General features: G+C 44.9%; 25 protein-coding genes, 1 pseudogene and 1 riboswitch. Of the genes and pseudogenes, 21 read left to right on the forward strand and 5 right to left on the reverse strand.

What is annotated here, in order from left to right; all coding sequences use genetic code 11:
- Positions 1–15: 15 nt before the first annotated feature.
- Positions 16–1,372, forward strand: a pseudogene (locus CW734_RS04420) (aspartate aminotransferase family protein).
- An 84-nt stretch (positions 1,373–1,456) separates the two neighbouring features.
- Here CW734_RS04420 and CW734_RS04425 read toward each other — a convergent pair.
- Positions 1,457–2,659 (reverse strand): MFS transporter, encoded by a 1,203-nt coding sequence (locus CW734_RS04425; protein ID WP_101189590.1) that lies wholly within the window; start codon positions 2,657–2,659, stop codon positions 1,457–1,459.
- A gap of 296 nt (positions 2,660–2,955) precedes the next feature.
- A riboswitch (purine riboswitch) is annotated at positions 2,956–3,055 on the reverse strand.
- Between the two features lie 148 nt (positions 3,056–3,203).
- Here CW734_RS04425 and CW734_RS04430 point away from each other — a divergent pair.
- The 3 genes from CW734_RS04430 to CW734_RS04440 all read left to right on the forward strand — a co-directional run bounded on the left by CW734_RS04430 (position 3,204) and on the right by CW734_RS04440 (position 5,179).
- Entirely contained in the window at positions 3,204–3,371 is a 168-nt protein-coding gene (locus CW734_RS04430; protein ID WP_157824114.1) for a hypothetical protein, read from the forward strand.
- Positions 3,372–3,488: 117 nt separating this feature from the next.
- Entirely contained in the window at positions 3,489–4,172 is a 684-nt protein-coding gene (locus tag CW734_RS04435) for a response regulator transcription factor (protein ID WP_101189592.1), read from the forward strand.
- Between the two features lie 2 nt (positions 4,173–4,174).
- The gene (locus tag CW734_RS04440) at positions 4,175–5,179 is read left to right on the forward strand and encodes a sensor histidine kinase (protein WP_101189593.1); all 1,005 of its coding nucleotides are present in this window, start codon (positions 4,175–4,177) and stop codon (positions 5,177–5,179) included.
- An 85-nt stretch (positions 5,180–5,264) separates the two neighbouring features.
- Here CW734_RS04440 and CW734_RS04445 read toward each other — a convergent pair whose 3' ends face one another.
- Positions 5,265–5,495, reverse strand: coding sequence for a hypothetical protein (locus CW734_RS04445; RefSeq protein ID WP_101189594.1), 231 nt, complete (start codon positions 5,493–5,495; stop codon positions 5,265–5,267).
- Positions 5,496–5,979: 484 nt separating this feature from the next.
- On the opposite strand from CW734_RS04445, the gene CW734_RS04450 reads away from it, so the two are divergent.
- Positions 5,980–6,663 carry an ABC transporter ATP-binding protein gene (locus tag CW734_RS04450; RefSeq protein ID WP_101189595.1) on the forward strand — a complete coding sequence of 228 codons (684 nt, stop codon included), beginning with the start codon at positions 5,980–5,982 and terminating at the stop codon, positions 6,661–6,663.
- A complete protein-coding gene (locus tag CW734_RS04455; protein WP_101189596.1) occupies positions 6,660–9,245 on the forward strand; it encodes an ABC transporter permease in 2,586 nt (861 codons plus the stop codon). Before CW734_RS04450 ends, CW734_RS04455 begins: the two co-directional genes overlap by 4 nt.
- Before the next feature lie 59 nt (positions 9,246–9,304).
- Here the strand turns inward: CW734_RS04455 and CW734_RS04460 are convergent, their stop codons facing one another.
- Together CW734_RS04460 and CW734_RS04465 are read right to left on the reverse strand one after the other, a co-directional pair.
- Positions 9,305–9,601 (reverse strand): TIGR04104 family putative zinc finger protein, encoded by a 297-nt coding sequence (locus tag CW734_RS04460; RefSeq protein WP_101189597.1) that lies wholly within the window; start codon positions 9,599–9,601, stop codon positions 9,305–9,307.
- A 73-nt stretch (positions 9,602–9,674) separates the two neighbouring features.
- Positions 9,675–9,965, reverse strand: coding sequence for a hypothetical protein (locus CW734_RS04465; RefSeq protein ID WP_101189598.1), 291 nt, complete (start codon positions 9,963–9,965; stop codon positions 9,675–9,677).
- A 179-nt stretch (positions 9,966–10,144) separates the two neighbouring features.
- On the opposite strand from CW734_RS04465, the gene CW734_RS04470 reads away from it, so the two are divergent.
- The 3 genes from CW734_RS04470 (at position 10,145) to CW734_RS04485 (ending at position 12,287) form a co-directional block, all read left to right on the forward strand.
- Positions 10,145–10,360: a hypothetical protein gene (locus tag CW734_RS04470; protein ID WP_101189599.1), complete on the forward strand. Its 216-nt coding sequence runs from the start codon at positions 10,145–10,147 to the stop codon at positions 10,358–10,360.
- A 1-nt stretch (position 10,361) separates the two neighbouring features.
- Positions 10,362–10,568, forward strand: a complete 207-nt coding sequence (locus tag CW734_RS04475) for a hypothetical protein (RefSeq protein WP_101189600.1) — start codon at positions 10,362–10,364, stop codon at positions 10,566–10,568.
- Positions 10,569–10,994: 426 nt separating this feature from the next.
- A complete protein-coding gene (locus tag CW734_RS04485) occupies positions 10,995–12,287 on the forward strand; it encodes a M48 family metallopeptidase (RefSeq protein WP_308304251.1) in 1,293 nt (430 codons plus the stop codon).
- A 27-nt stretch (positions 12,288–12,314) separates the two neighbouring features.
- Here CW734_RS04485 and CW734_RS04490 read toward each other — a convergent pair whose 3' ends face one another.
- Positions 12,315–12,581, reverse strand: a complete 267-nt coding sequence (locus CW734_RS04490) for a hypothetical protein (RefSeq protein ID WP_101189603.1) — start codon at positions 12,579–12,581, stop codon at positions 12,315–12,317.
- 215 nt (positions 12,582–12,796) lie between these two features.
- Here CW734_RS04490 and CW734_RS18200 point away from each other — a divergent pair, with 215 nt between their 5' ends.
- The 12 genes from CW734_RS18200 (at position 12,797) to CW734_RS19870 (ending at position 26,515) form a co-directional block, all read left to right on the forward strand.
- Positions 12,797–12,952, forward strand: a complete 156-nt coding sequence (locus tag CW734_RS18200; RefSeq protein ID WP_157073443.1) for a hypothetical protein — start codon at positions 12,797–12,799, stop codon at positions 12,950–12,952.
- A 296-nt stretch (positions 12,953–13,248) separates the two neighbouring features.
- On the forward strand, positions 13,249–13,917 hold the full coding sequence (locus CW734_RS04495) for a hypothetical protein (protein WP_101189604.1): 669 nt from the start codon (positions 13,249–13,251) through the stop codon (positions 13,915–13,917).
- 33 nt (positions 13,918–13,950) lie between these two features.
- Positions 13,951–14,607 carry a hypothetical protein gene (locus CW734_RS04500; protein WP_101189605.1) on the forward strand — a complete coding sequence of 219 codons (657 nt, stop codon included), beginning with the start codon at positions 13,951–13,953 and terminating at the stop codon, positions 14,605–14,607.
- Between the two features lie 155 nt (positions 14,608–14,762).
- Positions 14,763–15,434, forward strand: coding sequence for a DUF4352 domain-containing protein (locus CW734_RS04505; RefSeq protein ID WP_101189606.1), 672 nt, complete (start codon positions 14,763–14,765; stop codon positions 15,432–15,434).
- 100 nt (positions 15,435–15,534) lie between these two features.
- Complete coding sequence (locus CW734_RS04510; RefSeq protein ID WP_101189607.1) at positions 15,535–16,125, forward strand: helix-turn-helix domain-containing protein; 591 nt, start codon at positions 15,535–15,537, stop codon at positions 16,123–16,125.
- Positions 16,126–16,136: 11 nt separating this feature from the next.
- Entirely contained in the window at positions 16,137–17,660 is a 1,524-nt protein-coding gene (locus CW734_RS04515) for a class I SAM-dependent DNA methyltransferase (RefSeq protein ID WP_101189608.1), read from the forward strand.
- Positions 17,650–18,927, forward strand: a complete 1,278-nt coding sequence (locus tag CW734_RS04520) for a restriction endonuclease subunit S (protein WP_101189609.1) — start codon at positions 17,650–17,652, stop codon at positions 18,925–18,927. The genes CW734_RS04515 and CW734_RS04520 overlap by 11 nt, the downstream gene beginning before the upstream one ends.
- 16 nt (positions 18,928–18,943) lie before the next feature.
- On the forward strand, positions 18,944–22,159 hold the full coding sequence (locus tag CW734_RS04525; protein ID WP_101189610.1) for a type I restriction endonuclease subunit R: 3,216 nt from the start codon (positions 18,944–18,946) through the stop codon (positions 22,157–22,159).
- A 188-nt stretch (positions 22,160–22,347) separates the two neighbouring features.
- Positions 22,348–23,874 carry a hypothetical protein gene (locus CW734_RS04530; RefSeq protein WP_101189611.1) on the forward strand — a complete coding sequence of 509 codons (1,527 nt, stop codon included), beginning with the start codon at positions 22,348–22,350 and terminating at the stop codon, positions 23,872–23,874.
- A gap of 32 nt (positions 23,875–23,906) precedes the next feature.
- Complete coding sequence (locus CW734_RS04535; protein ID WP_101189612.1) at positions 23,907–24,410, forward strand: hypothetical protein; 504 nt, start codon at positions 23,907–23,909, stop codon at positions 24,408–24,410.
- Between the two features lie 81 nt (positions 24,411–24,491).
- The gene (locus tag CW734_RS04540; protein ID WP_101189613.1) at positions 24,492–24,803 is read left to right on the forward strand and encodes a hypothetical protein; all 312 of its coding nucleotides are present in this window, start codon (positions 24,492–24,494) and stop codon (positions 24,801–24,803) included.
- A 1,634-nt stretch (positions 24,804–26,437) separates the two neighbouring features.
- Positions 26,438–26,515 carry a TOPRIM nucleotidyl transferase/hydrolase domain-containing protein gene (locus tag CW734_RS19870; protein WP_442956963.1) on the forward strand — a complete coding sequence of 26 codons (78 nt, stop codon included), beginning with the start codon at positions 26,438–26,440 and terminating at the stop codon, positions 26,513–26,515.
- Positions 26,516–26,647 lie beyond the last annotated feature (132 nt).

Genomic DNA, 26,647 nt, shown 5'->3' on the forward strand with positions numbered 1-26,647 from the left:
AGGGAGGCACGTGCAATGAAGTCAGCAAAAGAAAAGGCACTCACTTTAGCGGAAAAAGACAAAGAAAACCTATGGCATCAAATCTCCTCATATAATGAAAAAAAGCGCCCAATGGTCGTAGAAAAGGGAGAGGGCGCGTGGATTACTGACCACGAAGGCAATCGTTACCTGGATGGGATGTCGGGTCTATGGTGCGTCAATGTCGGATATGGACGGGCGGAGCTGGCTGATGCAGCGGCAGAACAAATGAAAAGCTGGCGTATGTCCCGATGACGCAAAGCCACGAACCGGCCATTCTTCCGCTGAGAAATTGAACGAGTTGCTCGGCGGCGAGTATAAAATCTTCTATTCCAATAGCGGTTCCGATGCAAACGAAGTAGCGTTCAAGCTAGTGAGGCAATATCATCAGCAAAACGGAGAACCTTCACGCTTTAAATTCATTTCCCGCTACCGTGCATATCACGGAAGTTCCATGGGGGCTTTATCAGCAACAGGCCAAGCCTTGCGCAAGTATAAATACGAACCCCTGTCGCCAGGCTTTTTGCACGTGGCACCACCTGACAATTACAGGCGGCCTCCAGGGCAATCGGTTGAAGATTATAATCTTCAGCGGGCCCAGGAATTTGAAGAGAAGATTATTTGGGAACAAAAAGAGACCATCGCAGGTATTATTATGGAACCGCTCATTACAGGAGGCGGCATTTTGATCCCGCATCCGGTCTATGTCGAGAAAGTACAGGAAATCTGCAAACGGCACGGGGTTCTGCTCATTATAGATGAAGTGATCTGTGGATTTGGAAGGACCGGGAAAGCTTTTGGCCATCAACATTTCAACATCAAGCCCGACATCATCACGATGGCAAAAGGAATGACCAGTGCGTATTTGCCGCTTTCCGTTACGGCAATCCGCAAAGACATCTACGACCAATTCGATACCGAGGAAGAAAATAGCCACTTCCGGCATATCAATACATTTGGGGGCAATCCCGCAGCTTGTGCCGTCGCGCTGAAAAACATTGAAATCATTGAACGCGAGAGCCTGATAGAACGTTCCAGTGAACTCGGGGAGCGCTTGTTGAAAGAGTTGGCGAATTTAACAGAACATCCGTACGTGGGTGATGTGCGTGGCTTAGGATTTCTGCTGGGCATTGAACTGGTGGAAAATAAAGAAACAAAAGAACCGGCAACAGCTGAGCGCGTAGCCAAGATCATAAACGGCTGTAAAGAGCATGGCCTGATCATTGGGAAAAACGGGGACACGGTGGCTGGATTCAATAATGTACTGACAATCAGCCCGCCGTTATCGTCTACAGATGAAGACTTTGAATTTATCGTGGCGGTTCTTCAAAAAGTGTTCAAAGAAAATGAATGAGTCGAATAAAGTCTGATACAAGAAAAAAGCCCGCCGGGAAATCGATCGATTTCCCGGCGGGCTTTCATCTAGTGTTAATTCATTTTAATGTTGTTCGAGGTTTTGGCTATAGTTCGGGCTTTTCTGCGCTTGCGCATTGCGTTCAATTTTCGGGCGCGTAATGGAGAACACCGCACAGCCAAGCGCGACGAGGACGATCACGGCGCCGACCCAAGCAGTGCTGGTGACAGATCCGGTCTGCGTCAAAGTGAGACCGCCGACTGCAGATCCGAGCGCGATGCCGATTTGCAGCGCCGAGTTATTGAAGCTCTGCTGGATGTCGGATGTGGCCGGATCGGTTTCGATCAAATAGCTTTGCTGCGGCGGGGCAAGTGCCCAGCTGAGCGCGGCCCAAATGACCATTACCGGCAAGAATATCACGAGCGAGAAAGTCGTGAACGGAAGGACAAACAAACTGACGGCAAACGCCGAGATGACGATCAAAATGCTTTTCTTTGAACCGATTGAATCGGACATGGTGCCGCCGATCGCGCCCCCGCTCACTGCAGCAATCCCAAAGATCAAATAACAAGCACTGACCCAGAACGGGCTGAGCTGCATCGTCGTTTCCAAAAACGGCGTGAAGTACGCATAAACGGTGTAATGCCCAGCAAGCATGAATAGTGTCGCGAGGTGGGCGGTGCCGATTTTTGCACTCGCCACCGCTTTTAATTGCTGTTTAAGCGGAATCGCCGTGCCTCCAGGAATCGGCTGGATATAGAGCGCGATCAACGCCATCGAACCGAGCGACAGGGCAGCGATCGCAAGGAAAATCACGCGCCAGCCGAATGCATCAGCGATCAAAATACCAAGCGGAACGCCGAGCACGAGCGATGAGCTGATCCCCATAAAGATCAAGCCGATCGCTTTCGCGCGGTAAGGCGGCTCAACGATTTTCGCGGCAATCGTGAGAGACAAGACGACAATGAGCGCCGTACTCGCTGCGGTAATGACGCGCGCAACGACCATCCATGTGAAGTCCGGGCTGAAGAAAGTCATGATGTTCCCGAGGAAAAAGATGAACATGGAAATCAAATACACTTTCTTGCGCTCAAAGCGGCTGGTCGCAATCAATAGCACCGGTCCTGCGACCGCGTAAATTAAGGCGAACAAAGTAATCAATTGGCCAGCAGCGCTCACCGACACATCAAACTCTTCGGCAATGGTCGGCAAGATGCCGCCGACGATCAGTTCCACAAGCCCAACAGCCACCGTGGCCAAGGCTAAAATATAAACTTTCAAATTCATAACATACGCTTCCTTTCATAGATACAAGTTTTACTGTTTGGCACCTTTTAATGAATAAGTTACATTGCTAATACATTCATCAGATATTCCGCAAAACAGCTGGCTTTCCGGGGGCTCGAGCTGAACTAATTCGGGCTATGTGCCCGAATGGATTTCAGCACTTCGCTGGTCCCCCAGGAGTCTGCGCTGTTTTGCTCCATATCTTTGCTTGTAAACTAAGCGTTCTTCTCATTTATAGGCTTGTAAGTTCAACTTGTAGAAGTATCGTCAGAAAATAAAAAAATCCTGATTACAGAAAACGAGTGATCGCTTTCTGTAATCAGGATTTTTCGGTTCCTGGTAGAGACCCTTAAGCCGTATTCTTAAGGTTATACAGATAGATTATGGGGGTTGTTTACTTTGAACAGCTTACTACATAGACAGGTTTTATGCAAGAAGATATACAATAGACGTCCGACCTCTTGGTAAACCGAAACTTTTTCAAGGGCTAGCCGTATAATTCATTACAATGGAAAACACGGCAAACCAAGAAAGGGTGGAGACGATGAAATCGACAGGGCACGTCTTTCTCATGCTCGGGTTCATCTTTTTGATTTTAAGTTTCACGGGCGATATGTCACCAGCGCTCGGCATCGCGTTCATGGCACTCGGCATTATCTACAGCTCTGAAAACGCCGTCAAAAAATCGAAAAAGCCAAAAGGCAATTCTTAAGATTTTCCACTATTTCCAGCCAATAGCTAGTCACTTTCAGCGAAAGCCTGTATCGTAGATGATAACAAATCTACCGGTACCGGCTTTTTTTATTTCAAAACGGATAGGGGAATACAGATGAACATACTCGTAGTCGAAGACGACCGGACGATCGCTTCCGGCCTGACATATTCGCTTCAACAGGAAGGCTTCACGACCGCTTTATGCCATAACGTGAAAGACGCCGCCGCGGCGATCGAAGAGCAGCTCCCAACAATCGATTTATGCCTCTTCGATCTGTCCTTGCCGGACGGCAGCGGCTATGACTTATGCGCGCTCGTGAAAAAGAAAAGCGATATCCCGGTCATTTTCCTGACGGCGTTCGATGATGAAGTGAATGTCGTCATGGGGCTCGATATGGGTGCGGACGACTACATCACCAAGCCGTTCCGCGTGCGTGAACTATTGTCGCGCATCAATTCCGTGCTGCGCCGCTATCAGCGCCATGCGCAGCCGAAAACGGTCGTCGAACTCGGCGACGTGCACATTAACACATCGGACGGCAAAGTCCATAAAGCGGGCAATGAAGTTCTCCTCACCGCACTCGAATATCGCTTGCTGCTCATTTTCGCGAACCACCTCGGCCAAGTGCTGACGCGGGCGCAATTGCTCGACCGCATATGGGACGTCGGAGGCGATTTCGTCAATGACAATACGCTGACGGTCTACATCAAACGGCTGCGCGAAAAACTGGAAAATGACCCTCAACAGCCAATGCTCATCAAGACCGTCCGCGGCATGGGCTATAAGGCGGGTGAGTAAGGATGCTGCGCAATAATGAAATCCGCTGGCTGCTGGTCACACTCATCACAATCAGCGCACTTGGCACGATCCTCTCTGCCATTTTCGTTTCTTATTCAGCCGCGTGGTTTGTGCTCGGCGTCGCGTTATTGCTGAGTGCAACGGCCATCATTTTCACTTGGTGGCGCTACAGGGAAATCGAGCGCTTGTCCGGTTTCCTCCAGCAAATCAGCAGTGGCGATTTTCAGCTCGATGTGCGCGACAACCGCGAAGGCGAGCTGAGTCTATTAAAAACGCAAATTTACAAAGTGACGAAAATGCTGTCGGAACATGGCGCCCTGCTTAGTGAAGACAAAGGCAAGCTGACAAACGCCATTTCGGACATTTCCCACCAATTAAAAACGCCGCTCACCTCAATGATGGTCATGGCGGATCTCTTACGCGACAGCGAGTTGGATGACGCAAAACGCACCGAATTCATCCGCAATCTCCACGTTCAGCTCGAGCGCATGGACTGGCTTGTGTCATCGCTGTTGAAACTATCGAAGATCGATGCCGGCACGATTCATTTTAAACAAGACCGCATCCCGGTATCCAAGCTCATCGAAAAAGCGGTCGAACCGCTGCACATCCCGATGGACATTAAAATGCAGGAACTTCACATCGAAGGCGATCAGGACGCAGCGTTTACAGGCGACCTCAACTGGACGACAGAAGCACTCATCAATATTTTGAAGAACTGTGTCGAACATACCGGGGAAGGCGGAAAGGTGACAATTCGCTATAGCGAAAACGCGCTGTACACCGATATCCGCATCGAAGACAACGGCAGCGGCATTTCCAGAAAAGACTTACCCTATATCTTCAAGCGCTTCTATAAAGGCGAAAACGCCGGCGACGACTCGGTCGGCATCGGCCTCGCCATGGCCTATAGCATCATCACGAGCCAAAGCGGCGACATCGAAGTCGCCAGCACGCCGAATGAAGGCACCCGCTTCCATATCAAATTCTACAAGCAGGTGATCTAGCGCCTGCTTTTTTCTGTGGAATGAAAAAAACAGAAACTCCGCATCCAGGGAATTTCTGTTCCGCATTTTTAATTAACATCAATGGCTATCCGGAGGTGCTATTAAACCACCAAACGACCAGTGCTATACTGACAACGCCCCAAGCTGTAACGCTCCATACCCACCAAACCATGTGCTTGGTATCTCTTGAAGCTGCCTCGCTGTCCGGGTTTGCTTTAACATGCGCGAGCTTCGTCTCCATTCGTTTTTTCATTAAAAGGAATACAAGCAATCCGATAAGGATGAAACCGATCATAAACCACAATAAAAAATCCACGTTTTACCCCTCCTCTATAATAAGTGATTTGTTTTACTCTAAACCAGTGTAAACAAATTGAGTCGAATAGGAGTTTTGATAATTAAATTGTAACATGAAATCAATATCTAGAAATTGCCTTCCACTTCAAGTGAACTAGAACAGACCTTTACCTAATTTTCCTTAAGTGACTGGATTGTCACCTAAGAGTCACCGGGCAGTCATTAACCCTCTCTATACTAAAGTTATGTAAGACGATAAAGGGTTGAAATCCTGACAGACTATCTCATTAAGTTTTGGTGAGTTGTAGTGTTTTTCTTTTTAAGTCGACAAAGAATGAAGCAAAACTGCGGAGACTCCCGCGGAATAGCGAGACAGCCGAGACCCTGCAGGAGCGCAGCGACGAAGCGGCTTGGCGCTCGCCCGCAGGAAAGCGCAGCGGTTTTGCGAATGTGGTGAAAATCCAACTTAATTAATAAACAGTAACCAAACGGAGGGTACACTCATGACAATCATGGAAGTAAAAAACTTATCAAAAGTATACGGCAAGGATGAAATGGCAGTCACCGCACTCGACGATGTGTCGTTCACCGTCAACAAAGGCGAATTCATCTGCATCATCGGGCCATCGGGTTCCGGCAAATCGACTTTGCTTCATCTGCTCGGCGGCGTCGACCGCCCGACCAGCGGCAATGTGTCGATCGACGGCACGAATATCTACAAGCTGGACGAAACACAACTGGCGATTTTCCGCCGCCGCCAAATCGGCTTGATCTACCAATTCTACAACTTGATCCCGATCTTGACGGTCGAGGAAAACATCACCTTGCCGATGCTGCTCGACGAACAACGCGTCGACAAACACCAATTCCGCAAAATCACCGACACGCTCGGGCTCGACCAACGGCTGGACCATTTGCCGAACCAATTGTCGGGCGGTCAGCAACAGCGCGTGTCGATCGGCCGCGCGCTCGTCAGCAACCCGGCGATCATGCTCGCGGACGAACCGACCGGCAACTTGGATAGCAAAAACAGCGAAGAAATCATGGAGCTTCTCAAAATGTTCAATAAAACCTTCAAGCAGACTTTGATCGTCATCACGCACGATGAGCGCATTGCCTTGCAAGCAGACCGCGTCATTTCCATCGAAGACGGCAAAATCGCCAAAGACGAGGTCATCCGCTCATGAACATCGTCAATAAAGTCACCGTCCGCCACTTGAAGGAAAACAAACGGCGCTCGCTCGTCACCATTATCGGCGCGATCATCTCTGTCGCCATGATCACCGCCGTCGCAACGCTCGGCGTGTCGTTTCTCGATCTGTTGATTCGCGGGGACATCGAAGAAAACGGCGAATGGCATGTGCAGTATCAAGATGCAAACGTCGAACAGCTTGAAGCGGTCGCAAAAGATGACAACACCGAACAGCTTATTGTTACGAGCGATGGCTTTGCCACATTCGACAGCGCCAAAACGGAAAACAAACGCTATCTTTATTTTCGCAACTTCGAAGCACAAGGCATGGATCATTTCCCGCTTGCGCTCACAGAAGGGCGCTTGCCTGAAAACGCCAATGAAGTCGTCATCTCGGAAACTTTGAATACCAATTCCGACGAAACGTACCAAGTCGGCGACATCTTGACCGCCGGCATCGGCGAACGCATGCACAGCTTGGAAAACCGCAAGCTCTCAGAGTTCGATGCCATGCAATTCGGTGAAGGCGACACATTCAATGAAGAACTGGTTGATGTAGAAGAGAAAACGTTCGACATCGTCGGCATCATCGAGCAGCCGGGCTGGGAAGTGTCTTGGCTTCCGGTAGTGAGCGTCGTCGGGTTTACCGATAGGGGCACTGCTGCAGCAGGTGAGACTTTTGACGGCTACGTCGTCGCTTCAAAAATCAACAACGATTTATTCGATGACGCCAAGGCGTTCGCCGAAGCACAAGGCATTCCATCGGTCGATTTCAATTCGGACCTCCTGCGCTTTTACGGCGCGACACAAAACGATAATTTGCGGTCGACTTTGTTCTCGCTCGCCGGCATCATGATGGGCATCGTCGTCATCGGTTCGGTGGCGCTTATCTACAACGCGTTCGCCATCAGCGTCTCTGAACGCGCGCGTCATCTTGGCATGCTCGCAAGCGTCGGGGCGACGAAACGCCAGAAACGCAACTCGGTATTTTTCGAAGGGGCCATCATCGGCGCCATCAGCATCCCACTCGGCATACTCGCAGGGCTCGCGGGCATTTGGGTGACCTTCCAGTTCGTCAACACCTTCTTGCAAGGCGCGCTCAATGTCGAGCAGGAGCTCGAAGTCGTTGTCACGCCGAGGATGCTCGTCGTGGCGATTGGCGTCTCGGCACTGACGATTTTGATTTCAACGTACATTCCGGCGCAAAAAGCGTCGAAGATCTCCGCGATCGACGCCATCCGCCAGACGCAAGACATCAAATTGACCAATAAAGCCGTAAAGACCTCGAAATGGGTGCGCAAGCTGTTCGGCCTGGAAGCGGAAATCGGCCTGAAGAACTTGAAGCGCAACCGCAAGCGCTATTTGGCGACGGTGTTCTCACTGGTCATTTCGATCGTGTTGTTCTTGTCGGTGACCTATTTCACCAATAACTTGAAAACATCGCTTGAAATGACGCAAAGCGAACTGCGATACGATATCCAATTGTATGGCGGCGAACTGAACGAAAACAGTCTCGCACAATACGCAAACCTGCCGGATGTTACGGAGGCCGGCTTGATGCGCCAGGCAGAGGGCGAAACGCATATCCCGCAAGACCGATTGCCAGAAGCATTGCTTGAAGAAATTGAACGGGGCGAAACGGAGCTCGTCGACGGCCGCTACCGTTATTACGTCTCGGTCTATGCGATGGATAGTGAAAACTTCGAGCAATACGCAGAACAAATCAGCGTCGATCCAGCCGATTTCGGACAGGAAACGCCACGTGCCATCCTCATTGACAAGGTGGTCTACCAAGACGGCATGTCCGGCACGTTGAAAGAAACAGAGACTGTCAAAGTGGAGGAAGGCGAGAGTTTAGAACTTCTCGGCAGTTCCATCAATGAAATGGGCGAGGAAATCGTACCGGAAGTGCTCGCCAATGTCGAAATCGCCGCGCTGACAGACGAAACGCCAGCGGGTGTGTCCGCTTCCTATCTAGGTAATTTGGATTTGATCGTGCCAATGGATGCGCTTGATGAACTCGGCTTTATCGCTGGCGACACCTATCCGTCCATCACGCTTGCATCGAGCGACCCGATGAAAACAGAAGCCGAGATTCTGGAAATCAACGAAGCTGGCATCGACATCTCGAATGTCTTCCAGCGGCGCCAGCAGCAAGAACAGCTTGTCTTGCTTATGCAGATATTCACATATGGGTTCATCACCTTGATTTCGCTTATTTCCATCGCGAACATTTTCAACACCATCTCGACGAGCGTTCAACTCAGAAAACGCGAATTCGCCATGTTGCGCTCGGTCGGCATGACACCAAAAGGCTTCAACAAAATGATCCGCTACGAAAGCCTGTTCTACGGCGTCAAAGCACTCGCTTACGGTTTGCCGATAAGTTTCGCGGCGATGGTTGCCATGCATTTTGCACTCGGCCAGACCTTCGATTACGGATTCATCGTCCCGTGGGGCAGCGTCGCCTTTGTCATCGTCGTCATTTTCCTGATCGTCGGTGCAGCCATGCTTTACTCGATCGCCAAGATCAAGAACGACAACATCATTGAAAGTTTGAAGCAAGAAAACGCATAACGAAAACGCGCTCTGCCGGTTGGCGGAGCGCGTTTTTTGAATGGGCATCCAGTGAATGGTCACCAAAGTGGTTTTTGTTCATTAGCTAACTTAATTGTATAAGGGATAGTCACGGTCATCACAAGCGCTAAAGAAAGCAATAACATAAAGAAAACGGCATCGTTTAAGTGGAAAAGCGGGTTGGCGGTGATGAGAATCATGCAAGGGAGATAGTAGAAGAGCAAGTGACTCTTTTTGGTATTCGGTGTCACATATTGCCGTTGGCCGCAGTTCGGGCATTTTTTTGTGTTTTTAATACTGATTATCAATGAATCTTTCCATGCCCATTGAAACCCACAGTTTTGGCATTCTGGCATTTCAACATCCTCCTCGAATGAAAGACAAAGGTGTCCAGTAAGTTCATTACATATTTTAGTTAAAACCAATTTATTAGATTCTGCGAACGGCGTCTTTCTTGCGGAAGATCCCCATCAGCAATAAAACCAAGCCGATAATAAACGTGCTGGGGTAAAGTATGGCGAGCATCGCCACAGCTGCCCAACCACTTCGCTCATAATGGGCATAGCCCATACTGACGAGCCAGGAAAACAACGGGCAAATCACAAACATTGTCGTAATGCCCCAAATGACGTATTTGCCTTTTCGCGAGTAGCCCTTACTGAGGTGATAGGCGAGCAGCAACGAGACGAGCAAAATGCCACTGGCTGCAAGGTATTCCATATCGAATAGCCTCCTTGTGGTGGATGCCAATCCAAGGTGAGTTTCTGTTTAAGTGGTTTCATTTTAACACAAATTCCCAATTTTTGAAGTTCTGCTTGAATAACATTCAGCTATCTTATTGGAAAGGTTTCCAGGTATTCCCTGAGGGTAACAGGGGAGTAGAGCTAGGAGGAGAAAAAATGAGTAACCGATTGAAAAATGCTTTATTGGTGATACCCACTTATGGCGTAGTCGCCTTTATTATGGGTTACATCATAGAAGGAAAGCCGGTTTGGAATCTGGTGCTCAGTTCCGTCATTGCTGGATTTCTTCTTGTTGTATTCATTTTGCCGCGCATGGAGAAGAAGCGGCTAGAAAAAGAAAAGAAGAGACAAAACAGCTTGGAGGATAACTGAAATGACTAACTATGCAGTAAAAGCTATTTCATGGGCAGTGGCATACGGCGCCATCGCATTTTTGGTGAGCTACCTACTCGGTGGCGAACCGGGTTGGGTCTTCTTTATCGGCTCCTTGATTGCCGGATTCATTCTATTCGGTGTGCTGCGGCCCATCGTCCAGAACAAGCGCCACAAGAAACAACAGAGAGTAGGTGAACGCATTTGAGCTGGCCTGAAATCAAAGAACATCTGACAGAGCCGATCTTTTCAAAGAAGAAAGATCCGATACTCTTTTTTCCCTTAGTATTTCTCGTCACTTGGCTTGGGACAGTCGTATACCAAAGAACCGGCATTTCTTATGTTGAATACATATTATGGCTGATTCCGATCGCCCTCGTTCTTTCTGCCTTGTACATTTTACTGATTGCCTGGCTAAAAAAGAAAAGAGCACAAAATAAAAAATAATCCATCCAAAAAACGCCAATCTACTGGAGATCGGCGTTTTTTAATATGCATTTATCTCTACCCGAAAGCTTGAGGGAGCAGTTCACTCCCGCCATAAAAATAATTTATCCTACACCCCAAAATTCTATTCTCCAAATGAGCAGTAAGTGCTATTATATGTAAGATATTCCAAATCGAGAGGGAGAAAATGATGAGCAAGACAAACATTCAATCAGATAGAGAGAGCATTTATTTTATTCTTAGCGTAATTTTCAGTGTGTTGATTTATGTATTGGTAGCCATCTCCATTGTTGGTATCGGCATTGCCTTGGCGATTTTCGCATTTTTGCTGTTCACCAATGCGGTCATGCTCGGCACGATTCGCGGAAACGGCGTGCGCATCCACGAGCGCCAATTTCCGGATGTCTACGAACGCGTGCAGACTTTGTCTGCGCAAATGGAATTAAAGAAAGTCCCTGACGTCTTCGTCATCCAATCAGAAGGCGCGCTCAACGCTTTTGCGACACGCTTCTTCGGTCGCGACATGGTCGTGTTATATTCAGAAGTCTTTGAACTGGCGCGCGAGCAAGGGCAGGCGGAACTGGATTTTATTATCGCCCACGAACTGGCTCACGTAAAACGCCGCCACGTCTGGAAAAACCTGTTGATCATGCCGGCTGGGTTCATCCCGTTCCTCAGTACGGCGTATAGTCGCTCGTGTGAATACACATGCGATCGCCACGCCGCCTACGAGATCCAAGATGCTGCCGCTGCGAAACGTGCATTGACACTGCTGGGCATTGGCAAGAAAGCCTACATCGAAGTAAACGAAGATGCGTACCGCGAACAAATCACGACGGAATCGAATGCATTCGTTTGGCTGGCCGAAGTATTGTCGACGCATCCGCGTTTGCCAAAACGCATCCAATCGATCGACTGGTTCAGTAAGGCCGACGTCAAATTCTACCAGCCGAAACACGGCCGGATTGCTCTTGGGGCAGTCGCCATCGCTCTTGTCTTGAGCTTGGCGTACGCTGGAGTTGTTGGCGTGTTCGCCACCACCTCAGCTATTGCCAATTCGTTCTTACCCGAATTTGACGATGCGTTCTACGATGAAATGTATAGCATCGAAGGTGAGACTCCGCTCATGGCAGCCGCAGCAGCAGGTGATGTCGCTGGTGTCGAACAAGCACTCGCTGACGGTGAGGACATTCATGCGAAAGACTCGGAAGGCTCTGATGCCTTGATGTACGCCGTCCACTGGGGCGACCCTGAGGTGATCCAAGCATTGGTAGACGCAGGGGCCAAGGTGAACACATCCGATTATTACACAACGGCCTTAGCAGTTGCCGTCATGTACGAAGACTACGAGAGCGCCAAACTGCTTATCGAAAATGGTGCCGATCCAACATTTGAAGGACCCGACGGTTTAAGCGCTATTGATGAAATGGGCGTAGATTCCGAGGAAGAGTTCATGGAAATGCTGAAACAAGGCTATTAATAGACTTCACCAAACAAGCGCCGATCGCTAACAGATCGACGCTTGTTTCATTTCTACGCTGCCATCATCCCCATCGACATGATCGATGCCCCATTCGCAATTCCCTTCGTTTTCCCACTCCACTTCATAGCGCCCCCAGCCATAGTCGATGGAAATCACTTCGGCTGTCCCAAATGAATTGGTGTGAAGATCTTCGATGATCGTGATCGCTTCGGATTCACTAATCTGCGGTTCTTGCCTACAGCCGAATAATAGAGAGCTTAAGAACAATACGAGCAAACTCAAGCGTTTCATAGCTTCACCCCCTTTGAAAGCTAGACGGAAAGGAGCCAACAAAAGTTACTGGAATTTCGGCTGAATATGTTATGTGCTTGCGATAGGCGGGTAGGCAGGGAGTAACACCCATTTATTTGGCAACTGGGAACAACTTGGTGAATGACCGCAAATGGCCCGGATAGTTAGCACGGAGGAAGAAACCTCAAAATCCTTACTAGAGAGGAATGGTTGAAATGAAAAAATTCGCAGCAATTATCTTCGCAAGCGGATTGGCATTGTCCGCATGTTCAGGCGACAGCGAACCGGAAACGGAACCACTCGAAGAAAACGACGGCGCCGATGATACGATGACGGATACGGATGATGGTGAAGAGGAAGAAGAGGATTGAGAGGACACCATCGTTGGTGAAGGATCTGCAGATAATAAAATATGATTTGAAATGAGAGCCTGTGTAATCACAGGCTTTTTGGTGCTTTAAAACATCCCTTTCACTGAGTTTGTTATCTTTTTGTGATGAATAGGTAATGTTAGTGAAATAACCCATTTAATTGGTAATCATATATTTCATCTAGTATAATTTGGCATTAACAACTTAACATTTATTAGTCATTCCGATGAACGATAGATGACACAAGATGACATCTTGATTCACCGGACACCAAAGAAATGAGGAGGACGAGGAGAATGATTAAAAAATGGTTTGCAGCAGGAACGATCGGTGCAGCATTAACACTTAGCGCCTGCGGTTCGGATACGACCGAGGTCAATGAGGAGCAAGATACGACAGCTTCCGAAAGTGTAGAAGAAACGGAAGAAGAAGTCGGCGAAGCAGAAGAAGAGCCTGCTGAGGAGGAAGCGGCACCGGAAGAAGAAACGGAAGAGTCGGAAAGCGGCAAGCGCTCGAACCCGGTAGCGGTCGGCGAGACGAAAGTGGTCGACATCACGATCTTCGACAATGATTCCAATTCTTACGAAGGGAAAGCGGAAATCACCGTCAATTCCATTACGCGCGGCGAAGAAGCGTGGGAAGAAATCCAAAGCACGAACGAATTCAACGAAGAACCTGCAGACGGCAGTGAATACTTGATGGCTGATGTAACGGCGACACTCATCGAAGCTGAGACGGAAGATTATGCCTGGTATTTGGATGCCATGAACTTCAACTTTATCGGCAGCGACGGCTCGCCGTATGACTGGACATCGGTCGTCGTGGAGCCCGAATTGAACGGGGAAGTCTATGAAGGCGGCACATTGGATGGCAAAGTGGTCAATATGGTGAAACAAGATGATCCGATCCTCTTGGTCTTTGAAGACGGAAATTGGGACAATGTGTTCTTCAGCACAGAGGAATAAAACGGAGAAACCACAAAGGGAGAAGGATATTTTATGAAGAAATTTGCAGCAATCATCGCAGCGAGCGGTTTGGCACTCGCCGCTTGCTCGAGCGACAGCGAACCTGAAACGGAACCGGTTGAAGAAACTGACGGAGCGGCCGATACGATGACCGACACGCAGGATGCAGAAGAGACGGAATCAGATGAAGAAGGCGGGGGCGTCAGTGTCGATGAAGGACTCTTCAATGTCGAAGTGACCATTCCGTCCTCGTTCTTCGAAGGCGAAGACCCGGAACAAGTCGCAGCGAACGTCGACAATGCAGAGGAAGCGATCGTCAATGAAGACGGCTCGATTACCTACAAAATGTCGAAAGCCCAGCATGAAGAAATGATGGAAGAAGTCGCCACAAGCGTCGAAGAAGCGACCGCCACCATCACCGAATCCGGTGACTACCCGTCCATCCAGGCAATCGAAACCTCTGATAACTATGACCATTTCATCGTCCAAGTCGACCGCGAAGCATACGAAAACAGCTTCGACGGCTTTGCGACGATGACACTTGGCGTCGTCGGTTCCTTGTATCAGCTATTTAATGGGGAAGATCCTGACAGTTACGAAGTTACTATCGAGATGGAAGACGTGGAGAGCGGGGAAGTGTTCAATACGATTACTTATCCGGAAGCGTTGGAAGAGATGGGTGAGGAATAGAATAAAGTTTAGAAAAAGCCTGCAGCAATGCAGGTTTTTTTATGTGTAGAAATAAAGAATAGACTATCTTGGAAAACATTAGAAACATTTTTATTGACTGAGACAATTAATTGTTTTATTATTGTCTTAGACAATAAATAATGGAGGCGTTAAAAATGAAAAAAGGAATGATCTTAACTACAGGATTGGTTTTCTTATTGGTAGGATGCGGGGCGGAAGAAAGCAGCACGAACAATTCGGCAACTGAAGAAACGGAAGCAGTTACACAAGCTGAACAAGTTTCGACGGAGAGTGACAGTGGACAAAACGAAGACGAAGAAGTGATTGAGCAGGAAAAAGATGAAAATCCAGCTGAAGAAACACAAGCAGGCAAACGGTCGAACCCTGTAGCGGTTGGCGAAACACATATTGTAGATGTAGCCATTTACGACAATGATTACAATACTCATGAAGGAAAAGCAGAAATCACGATTAATTCGATTCAGCGCGGGCAAGAAGTGTGGGAGTATGTCCAAGGCGTCAACCAATTTAATGAAGAACCGGCAGAAGGCCATGAGTTTTTAATGGCTGATGTCACAGCGAAATTAGTAGAAGCGGAAACGGAAGACTATGCCTGGCGTCTGAGCGATATGGACTTCAGCTTTATCGGTAGCGATGGTTCGCCTTATGAATGGACTTCGGTAGTCGTAGATCCAGAACTAAGAGGAGAAATTTATGAAGGGGGAACTGTAGAGGGAAAAGTCGTCAATATGGTGAAAAAAGATGACCCGATCCTACTTGTCTACGAAGATAGCAATTGGGACAATATTTTTTTCGCGACAGAGTAATGGAAAATGCACTGTACTAGAAATAGCCGATCCCCCTTATTGTTTTCTGCAATACTGGACTTTACAATAGTATTGACTAAGACAATAAGGAGGTGGCGGCTTGATCGGCTTGGAGTTCATCCTGCATTTATACGAAATGCCCCATATGGAGCTCGCTGAAAAATTGGGCATCCGAAAACAGAACATCAATTTATGGATCAAGAAAAAGCAGAACATCCCGAAGAAATACTTGCCGGTTCTTGCTGATATGTTTCACTTAGATGCCGCCTACTTCCAAAAGGAACTGACCGATCTCGACAAACTGCAGATCCAAAAAGAAAAATTGGAACGGGAACTTCAACCTGTTAATATTAAAGAAATAGAAGAATTTTCTATTTTTGAACCAGAATCTTTATTAATTGAAAAAAAGCTCTACGATAAACCGGAACTAAACGAACTCATCGCTGAAATCGATCAGCAAAAACTCATCGATAAATTCAGTGAGTTGGTAGCTGAACCTTTATCCAATAAAGATACAGTTTCGCTGTTTCTAAAATTGCTGGAAGACGCCCCGGCCGAGCCGTTATTCCATAAGACCCTGGAAGGCTTGGCGCATTATTTGGACGTGCTGCCGCCAGAAATTTCAACGGAACCGGAACAAGAAGAATTCGAAGAAGACCTGTTTGAGGTTTTCGATGACCATAATTATTAGGAGGACTCATCATGAACAACACCACAGCCAATGTCGGCTTTGAAGAAACGCTCTGGAAAGCTGCGGATAAACTGCGCGGCAGTATGGATTCAGGGGAATACAAACACGTCGTACTCGGGTTGATTTTCCTGAAGTACATTTCCGATAAATTCGAAACGAAATACCAAGAGCTCGTCGAAGAAGGCTCAGGTTTTGAAGAAGACATCGATGAATACGCAGCCGAGAATATTTTCTGGGTGCCAGCTGAAGCGCGCTGGGATTTCATCAAAGACCACGCAAAAGACGTGAAAATTGGGCAGATCATCGATGACGCGATGCTCGCGATTGAAAAAGAAAATGCTTCATTAAAAGGCGTGCTTGAGAAGCGCTATGCCCGTCCGGAAATCGATAAGCGCCGGCTCGGTGAATTGATCGATTTGATCTCGACAATCAAACTGCATTCGAAAAGCGAGAAAGATTTGCTTGGCCGCGTGTATGAATACTTCCTCGGCAAGTTCGCTTCCGCAGAAGGAAAAGGCGGCGGAGAATTCTATACGCCGACAAGTGTCGTAAAAGTATTGGTTGAAATGCTGGAGCCTTATCAAGGCCGTATCTATGACCCGGCTTGCGGTTCAGGAGGGATGTTTATCCAAAGCGAGAAATTCGTTGAAGAACATAAAGGTCGTGTACAAGATCTATCTATCTATGGGCAGGAATTAAACTCGACAACATGGAAACTGTGCCGAATGAACTTGGCGATTCGCGGCTTGGACGGCAACTTAGGACCGCACCACGCGGATACGTTTCACGATGACTTGCATAAGAACTTAAAAGCGGATTTCATCCTTGCGAATCCGCCGTTCAACATCAGCGACTGGGGCGGCGAACAACTGACCGACGACGTGCGCTGGAAATTCGGCATTCCGCCAAAAGGAAACGCCAACTTCGCATGGGTACAGCATATGCTTCATCATTTGGCGCCGCACGGTTCGGCAGGGATTGTGCTGGCTAACGGATCGCTTTCTTCGAACACTTCAAATGAAGGGGTTATCCGTAAGAACTTGATTGAAGAAGACCTTGTTGACTGCATCGTATCCTTGCCAGGAAACTTGTTCTACTCGACAGCCATTCCCGTGTCTCTTTGGATTTTAAGACGCAACAAAGAGAAAAGCGGAAGATTCCGCGAGCGGAAAAACGAAATCCTCTTTATCGATGCACGCAATGAAGGAAAAATGGTTGACCGCAAACTGCGTGAATTGGAAGCGGAAGATATCAATAAAATCGCCTCAGTTTACCACGCATGGCGCAATAAAGATGGTGACTACGAAGATGTACCAGGATTTGTTAAGTCAGCCACTATTGAAGAAGTGCGCAGCCATGACCATATTTTGACACCAGGGCGTTATGTGGGGCTTGCGGATATTGAAGATGATGGGGTTCCTTTTGAAGAGAAGATGGTAAGCTTAACTACTGAACTAGGAGAGCTATTTACAAAATCATCTGAATTAGAAGACCAAATCCGTGAAAACTTAAGGGTGATAGGATATGAGATTTAAATTAAATGAATTAATGAGTATAAAACATGGGTTTGCGTTTAAGGGAGAATTTTTTTCAGAAAGTCCTACTAATAAAATTCTTGTAACACCAGGGAATTTTAAAACAAGTGGTGGTTTTAATAATAATAAATTTAAATATTATCAAACTGATGGTCCAATTAATCGAGATTATGTCTTTAATTCCGGTGACTTAATTATAAATATGACTGATCTTAGTAAGCAATCTGACTCTTTAGGAGCAACTGCTCTTATACCAGACAATGGTAAAATGCTTTATCTACATAATCAGCGGGTAGGTAGAGTGAATATAGAAAGGCCAGATTTAATCTCTAAGGAGTTCTTTTATTTTTATAGTAAAACTAGATTCTTCCGACACGAGATTATTGGAAGCGCTTCGGGGACTACGGTTAAACATACTTCTCCAACGAAAATTCTATCACATGAAATTGAGTTGCCTCCACTGACGATTCAAAAGAAGATATCAAAAATCCTATTAGACATTGAAAATAAGATTTTTTTGAATATGAAAATTATAAATAAATTAGAGGGAATTTCTGATATTTTATTTAGAAACTGGTTCATCGATTTCGAATTCCCGAACGAAGAAGGCCAGCCGTACAAATCAAGCGGCGGGAAAATGGTTGAGAGTGAGTTGGGGATGATACCGGAAGGATGGGAAGTAAAACCTGTTTCAAGTATCTCTAAAATTATGAGTGGTGGCACTCCTAAAACAAGTGTTGAAGAATACTGGAATGGTGATATTCCATTCTTCACGCCTAAAGATGTTAACAATTCATATTATTCATTAAAGACTGAAAAATATATTACTGAGGCAGGGTTAGATAAGTGCGCTAGTAAGTATTATCCTAAGAATACAATCTTTATTACGGCTCGGGGCACCGTTGGGAAGTTAGCTTTAGCAGGTAGAAGTATGGCGATGAATCAATCTTGCTATGCTTTAGCGCATAATGAAAATTATCAATATTACCTCTATCTGCAACTGAAAAGTTTAATGAGGAATATTATTCAGAGTTCTAATGGGGCAGTTTTCAATGCCATTACTGTGAGAGATTTTAATTACTACAAGATTCCTGAGGTCTCTCAAGAGATAGTAGAGAAATTTGAGAATTTAGTTTCGCCATTATTTGAAACAATACTAAATTTGCAGGAAGAGAATATACAATTATCAAACTTACGTGATACTCTTCTACCAAAACTACTTTCAGGAGAAATCGAAGTGCCAGTGAAAGAACCAGAGAGCGTGTAAGAAAAGGGGGATGATGATGGAAGGGGTCGAAGCGTTTAACGAAGAGTTTTTGGAGCTTGCGGCGATCGAGGTGCTGCAGGAGTTGGGATATGACTATATACACGGACCTGAACTGCACGAGTCAGGGATGCGCAAAGACTACCGGGAAGTAATCATCGAATCGAAATTGCGGGATGCGCTCGGGTTTTTGAATCCCGGTATCCCGGGAGAAGCGATTGAAGAAGCTTACCGGCGGATCGTCGCATTTCCTAGTCCGGCATTGATTGAAAATAACCGGGAGTTCCATGAATTGCTTGTCGATGGGATTGATGTAACCTTCCGGCGCGACGGAGAAATCCGGACGGAAAAAGTATTCATCGTCGATTTTGAAAATATTACACGGAATGACTTTCTGGTGGTCAATCAATTTACAGTGATCGAGCATGAGAACCGCCGGCCGGATTTGCTTGTTTTCGTCAACGGTTTGCCGCTGGTGGTCATCGAATTGAAGAACTTGTCCGATGAAGCTGTCGGTGTTGAACAGGCATATAACCAAATCCAAACGTATAAAACAGAAATTCCTTCCTTGTTCCGCTATAACGCGTTCTCGATCATTTCGGATGGCCTTCATGCGAAAGCGGGAACGGTGACATCTAATTTAGAGCGGTTCATGAACTGGCGCACGATTGACGGAGATACGGTCGAGCCTCTTGATACACCTCAATACGAAGTGATGCTTCGCGGCTTGCTCGAACCATCGCGCTTTCTCGATGTAGTGCGGAACTTCACGCTTTTCCAGGAAACGCGGGACGCGGAATTGGACGCAAATGGCCGGAAAATCGGCGAACGTAAATCCATCATCAAAATCATGGCGGCTTATCACCAGTACTATGCGGTGAAAAAAGCGGTGGAAAACACGAAGCAAGCGGTATCTGCGGAAGGCGACCGGAAAATCGGCGTCATCTGGCATACCCAGGGGAGCGGGAAAAGCTTCTCGATGGTGTTCTATACCGGGGCGCTTGTCACCGAATTGAACAACCCGACGATTGTCGTCGTCACGGACCGGAATGATTTGGACGATCAATTGTTCAATACGTTTGCGAAATCCGCCGATTTATTGCGCCAGGAACCAAAACAGGCGGACGTGCGGAAGTTAGCTGATGCCGGCGGGCAAGCCGGTCAGAACGGCTTATACGATCTCCTCAATGAGCGGGAAGCGGGGGGCATCATTTTCACGACGATCCAGAAGTTCGCCCCAATTGAAGGCGAGATGCCTGCACTGACCGACCGGCGGAACGTCATCGTTATCGTTGATGAAGCGCACCGTAGCCAATACGGTTTCGACGCCAAGACGAATCTCGACACAGGAGAGCAAAAATTCGGCTATGCGAAGTATTTGCGCGATGCGCTACCGAATGCTTCATTCATCGGATTTACCGGCACACCGATCGAATTCGAAGACAAGTCGACACCTGCCGTTTTCGGCAATTACATCGACATCTACGATATGACCCAAGCGGTGGAAGACGAAGCAACGGTTAAAATCTATTATGAAAACCGGATTATCCGGCTGGATGTCGATGATGCGGAATGGGACAAAATCGATGAAGCGTTCGAAGAAATCGTTGAAGGCCATGAAGACACGGCGCGGGAAAAATATAAGTCGCAATGGTCCAGGCTCGAAGCGGTCGTCGGCTCCCCGAACCGCTTGAAGATGCTTGCCAAAGACATTGTCGAGCATTACGAGACCAAGTCGAAATCGATGGCCGGAAAAGCGATGATCGTCACGATGAGCCGCAAAATCGCGGTACGTTTATACGATGAAATCATCGGGTTGCGCCCTGAGTGGCATAGTGACGATGTCGATAAAGGCGTCATTAAAGTCGTCATGACAGGCTCCGCTTCTGACGAGGAAAATCTTCAAAAGCATACCGGCGGCAAACAGCGGCGCGATACTCTGGCGAACCGCATGAAAGATCCGGCTGATGAATTGCAGCTGGTGATCGTGCGGGATATGTGGCTGACTGGTTTTGATGTACCGTCGATGCATACGATGTATATCGATAAGCCGATGAAAGGTCATAACCTCATGCAAGCGATCACGCGTGTTAACCGGGTCTTTAAAGACAAGCCGGGCGGGGCGATCGTCGATTACCTCGGTATTTTCGAAAGCCTGAAAAAAGCCTTGCGCCAGTATACCGACAAAGACCGGCAGACAACCGGCATCGATACCGATGCGGCCATCAGGGTCTTGCAGGAAAAGCTGGAAGTGCTGCAAGGCATGTTCCATCGTTTCGATTACTCGGCGTATATGGGAACTGCCAATAAAGATCGCGCCATGGCAATCATCGGCGGCATGAACTATGTCCTTGGTATGCCAGAAGAAGAACAAAAAGACTTTAAGCAAGTGGCGATGGAACTTGCAAAAGCCCATGTACTGGTCTCAGCAACGCCGGAAGGCATCGAAGTCAAGCCGCACGTTGATTATTTCAAATCAGTGCGCGCCACTTTACAGAAGCTCGGCACAGGAAATGGAACGAAGCGTTCGCGTACGGAAATCGAAGCGCGCGTCGATCAGCTTCTCGAGAAGTCGATCATTTCACAAGACGTGGTCGACGTATTCGATTCACTCGGCATCGAACAGCCGGACGTCTCGATTCTGTCCGAACAATTCCTTGAAGAAATCCGCCACTTGCAGCACAAAAACGTTGCAGTGGAAATGCTCAAAAAATTGCTCGACGGCAAACTGAAAGTCATGGAGCGTTCAAACCTCGTGAAATCCGAACGCTATTCCGAAAAGCTGCAGCGGGCACTTCAGAAATACCGCAACCAGGGTATTACGAATGTTGAGGTCATTGAAGAATTGATTCGTCTTGCATATGACATTAAAAAAGAAGATGACGCTGAAAACGAACTTGGTTTGAACAAAGACGAAGTCGCTTTCTATACGGCTTTGACTGATAACGAAAAAGTAAATGAAATGATGGGCGACGAAACGCTTATCAAAATCGCCCAAGAATTGACGTCCAAAATTCGCGCGAACGTATCAGTCGACTGGACTGTCCGCAAAGACGCCCAAGCCGCCATGCGCCGACTTGTCAAACGCTTGTTGAAAGAACATGGTTATCCACCGTTCCAACAGAAAGTGGCAGTGGAGACTGTTCTGCGTCAGGCTGAATTGATGAGTACGAATGTTAGTGATTGGAAATCGAAGCAGCGGGTTTCGGATCCACAAGGTTCATATATTGATTAGTATTAGTTGCGCTTAAAGTTGTAGCTATGTAGATAACGATAGATTAGAAAAGAGACGATTTTGAGAATCTAAATGATTTTTAAATCGTCTTTTCTTTAAAATAATTTGTCAGAATTAATTGGGAATTTATTTATAGAATGAGTCAATACTATCCAATTTAAAATTACATTTTTTAAGGGGACTCGTTTATGAGTAAGCAAAAGAAAGTTGGTTTCTTTTTTGGAGCTGGAGCAGAAATAGGCTATGGTCTACCATCTGGCGGTAAATTTGCTTTAGAAATTTTTAAGGGCTCTAAAGAGGAAGATAGAGAAAAGTTCAGGAGTCAATTATCTGAAATTGATTTGCAGTCACAAATAGCAACACAGTGGCTGCCAGCAAATTTTCAATCTAAGCGTATTAATGTTTTCGGCAAGGGCAACTTTGAAGAAATTATCTCATCGAGTTTAGAACACAGAAGAGCGGATACTTTAAGCTATTTGGAGAAGTTCGATGACAATGTTTCAAAAATCTTAACAAGCTGGGATATTAGTGAGCAGCAATTACATGATAGTTATGCTGCTTTCATGGGGGAAGCAATTGGAGATAAGCTTTACTCACAAGAAATTTTGCTGAACAAAAAATTAGCTGAACAAGTTAACTTATTTGACTCTCAATATTTTTCAGCTTTCCTAAAAGTGCTTGAAAAAACACCAGATAACATGATGAAAAGAATTGTAACAGCTTTTCTGGAACTTTTGATTGGAGCGCTTGGCCAAAATTTAGTATCGCAATTAAATGACGAGCTGTTCGAAAAAGCACCTAATTCAGTAAATGTATTCGATGACTTGAGTGGGATTTTCCATTTGAATTATGCATCAATTGGTCAAACAGGAATGGAAATTGTAATTGAAGAATCTAGAGAAGCAGTAAATTCGGACTCAGAAATACTTTTGATTTTTAGAGAGCTTGGAAAAACGATATTAGAACAAATTTATTCTCAAACATTAGACTATCAATCCTTAATCGATAGCCATTTTAGATATCTATACAATCCGAAATCACAATGGGCAAAGTTCACTAAAATCTCTGTATTTTTATATACAGTGCAACGTTATATCTTAGAATATATCAAAATAGATACAGAAAAAATTCAAAATGGACCAGGGTTTTACCATGACCTATTGGAGTTAAAACAAAGAGTTACGATTACTTCAATAGGAACCACAAACTATAACAACTTCATTGCAGATGTCTTTGACCGGAACGATACAGAAGCAGTAAGTGTGCATCATTTAAATGGTAATATCCTTGATTACTACGATCCTTATAAAAATAGAATTGTAAGTAAAGAAGATGTGGATGACAGTAAACAAATCTTAGTACCTTTCATTTTCACACAGAGCGGAGTAAAGCCTTTAACCTCCATCACAATGTCTCAAAGATATGTGGAGTTGTATGAACAGTACAAGGCATCAGACTGTATTTGTATCATCGGTTATAACTTTAATGGCGATGATGGTCATATCAACGGCATGTTTAGAAGTTTGATTGAAGAAGATAATAAAGAAGTTCACATATTCCATTACGCAGAAGAGAATATTTCATTAACTACTTTGCAACGTATGTATAAAGATAAACTGCGAATAGACAGTGTTTATAATTTGAAAATACATTTAATAAACTCGAAAAGAGAAGTTAATGAAGATATTTGGCACAGCGTTTTATATGCAGAATGAATTATTTAATTAGAATGAATGGAGGAGTTTAAATGACCAGTAATAAAGAATACAAAGGTAGAGAGTTTAAGAATCGCAAAGTGGGAAATGCAGCTCGATTGAAAACTGTTGATAAATTAGAAATTACTTCAGAAGCAAACGAAAAAGAGTTAACCCAAGCTTTAAACAAAATCGGGAAATTAAAAGGAGAAAAGAAAGAAGAATATGTAACCGAGCTTGTAAATAGAACAGACTCAATAGCGTTTGCTACAGATATGTTGAATATTTTAGATTCAATCATCACCTTGAACCATAGATTAGATGAGCAAATTGTACTGAGTCATCAAAGTACTATTGAAAGATTATTAGATAGACTAGATAAATTAAGTGGAGAGAAAGATGAATTCGAAATAAAGATGATTTACAACCAAATTGCTGATCTTACTAAAAAAATCCAACAAATTCATAAAGATTGGATGAAAGTACTGCTATTGGTGATTACGGGGATATTTTCATTAGTGGGGATTGTTGTAAAGGACAAAGTAACCAAACGTTAATCAAATTTAAATAAACGCCCTAGGGTGATTTTAAAGTTAATGCGAACTTAAGGAATAGCAAAATACGCGGGGAGAATTGATATGGATAAACTTCAATCGAAATACAATGCATATTTATCTGAAGCTGTATCTAGAGTAGGAAATGAATATTACAAAATCAAAACGACGTATGGTGAAATCGTTAGAGAAAGAGTCTTCTGTTATGAATTCTATCACCAATTAAGGCTTTTACAGAAAAGATTTAGTTTAGATGAACTATCTTTGTCGGCTGAAATTGATAAAAGAGGACATCAAGAGATTAGAACATCTGAACAGAGAAATCCAGATTTAATCTTTCATAAATACGGAGAATTTGAAAGTAATGAAATAATAATTGAAGTAAAGGGAAAATGATCATAGAGGAATAAGAAAGGACTTTGAAACTCTTAATATCTATATGAAGAATTATAGGTATAGGTTTGCTTATTTTATTCTTTATAACTATAGTTGTGCTGATTTTTGAAACTTTTCAAGAGTCTTTGATACTGAAAACGAAGAGAATTAATAGAAAACGAAAACATCACAATTATATGTAAAAACTACAATTCAAAGTGTGAAATTTTCAAACTAAATGAGCTGCATTCATAATTTCAAGCCTTGTGGCTCTAAGTATCGAACAGCGCAAAAATAGAGTCTCTCACATAGGTTTATAACGTATCTCCTCAAAGCTGGTAAGCATACAGATTCAGCAGCTGTCTCAGTTTTAAAAAGAGAAGATGATCGATAAAGTTATTTGTAAAAGTGCAATTTATGAAATTGATTCAATTAGCTAATAATAAATTTGGCGATATAAATACAAAAGGAGGTTAAGTTTATGAAGTTAAAAAGTTACGCGTATCAAACTTTAGAGGAATTGGAGGGATGCAGATAATCCGGGAATTGAAATAGATTTTGAAGATATCGATCTAGTTTTTGATAGGTCAAAATAAACAGGGAAATCTTCGATTTTACATGCATACGAGTATTTCGTATTGTCAAAATAGAATCGAAATTTAGTGATTTTCATAAGAGAAATCTTAATCCAATCACAATTGAAGGGTGGATACAGACTGAAAGTGATGAAGATAGAGAGCATCTAGCATTAGTTAAATCAGTAGACGATGAAGGGGTTGCTAGATTCAGGAAGATTTGGGGTAACATTGGTGAGGGAGCTCAAAATATACATATAATGTAGAGACAGCAGAATGGAGACCGGGGAGCAGGGGATTTGACTCACTATTACAAAATGCTTGTCCTGAACCAATGTGGTTAAGAGGATTAGACGGTGTTGATATTATACTTGAAAAGTACAAAACTTATCAAAGAAAAGTAATTGACCAAGCTTCTGAAATGCAAAGATTTATAACCATTAAAGATGAATTAGAGGCACTCCGTACAGAAATTATTCAAGCAGATTATTCAAGAAAACTAGAAACAAGATTAAATGATATGATGCAAGAAACTTTCCTGATCTCTCAGTATCATTGTTCGGTGATCAGAAAGAAGATATTGCCAAGAAGTTATATACTTTTATACAAACTGATATTAATTTTCTAACGGGGACGGATTTGCTGTTGACATGAATAATCATGGACATGGAATTAGAAGACAATTTTATTTAATTCCTTGCGAGGGTTAAATCATGTTTTCAATGAGTTAGATAAGACAAAAGCACAAAGAAACTCAGAGGTAATAGATAACATAGAGCAAGGTGCCATTCATTTTAGAAAAATGCTCTTAATCGAAGAACCAGAGTTATTTTACATCCACAATCAGTAAGAATGTTTTCTAAAACATTACATGATTTAGTTAATCGAGAAGGCGGAAATCCAGAATTTCAAATTATAGCAGCTACTCATTCTCCAATCTTGATTGATCTGAGCAAAGATCATACTACTCTATTGAAAACACATATAGACAATCAAGGTGCAGTTTGCTTAAACCAAGTTAAATCTTCAATTTTGATGATGAAGAAAAAGAGACTAAAATGCTAAATACATTTAACCCATATGTTTGTGAAGCTTTTTAACGATAATGTAATTTTGGTTGAAGGTGATACAGAAGCTATTATCTTAGAGAGCTTTTAAATAAATTTGTTGAACATGGAAAATAAATTTGAGCAATGTGCCGCTTATAGTTAATTGTGGTACAAAAATAATATTCCATCATTCCAAAAGGTTTTGGGGCATTTTGACATATGCTACAATGTCATCCATGAT

The organism is Planococcus sp. MB-3u-03 (assembly GCF_002833405.1).
Lineage (GTDB): Bacteria > Bacillota > Bacilli > Bacillales_A > Planococcaceae > Planococcus.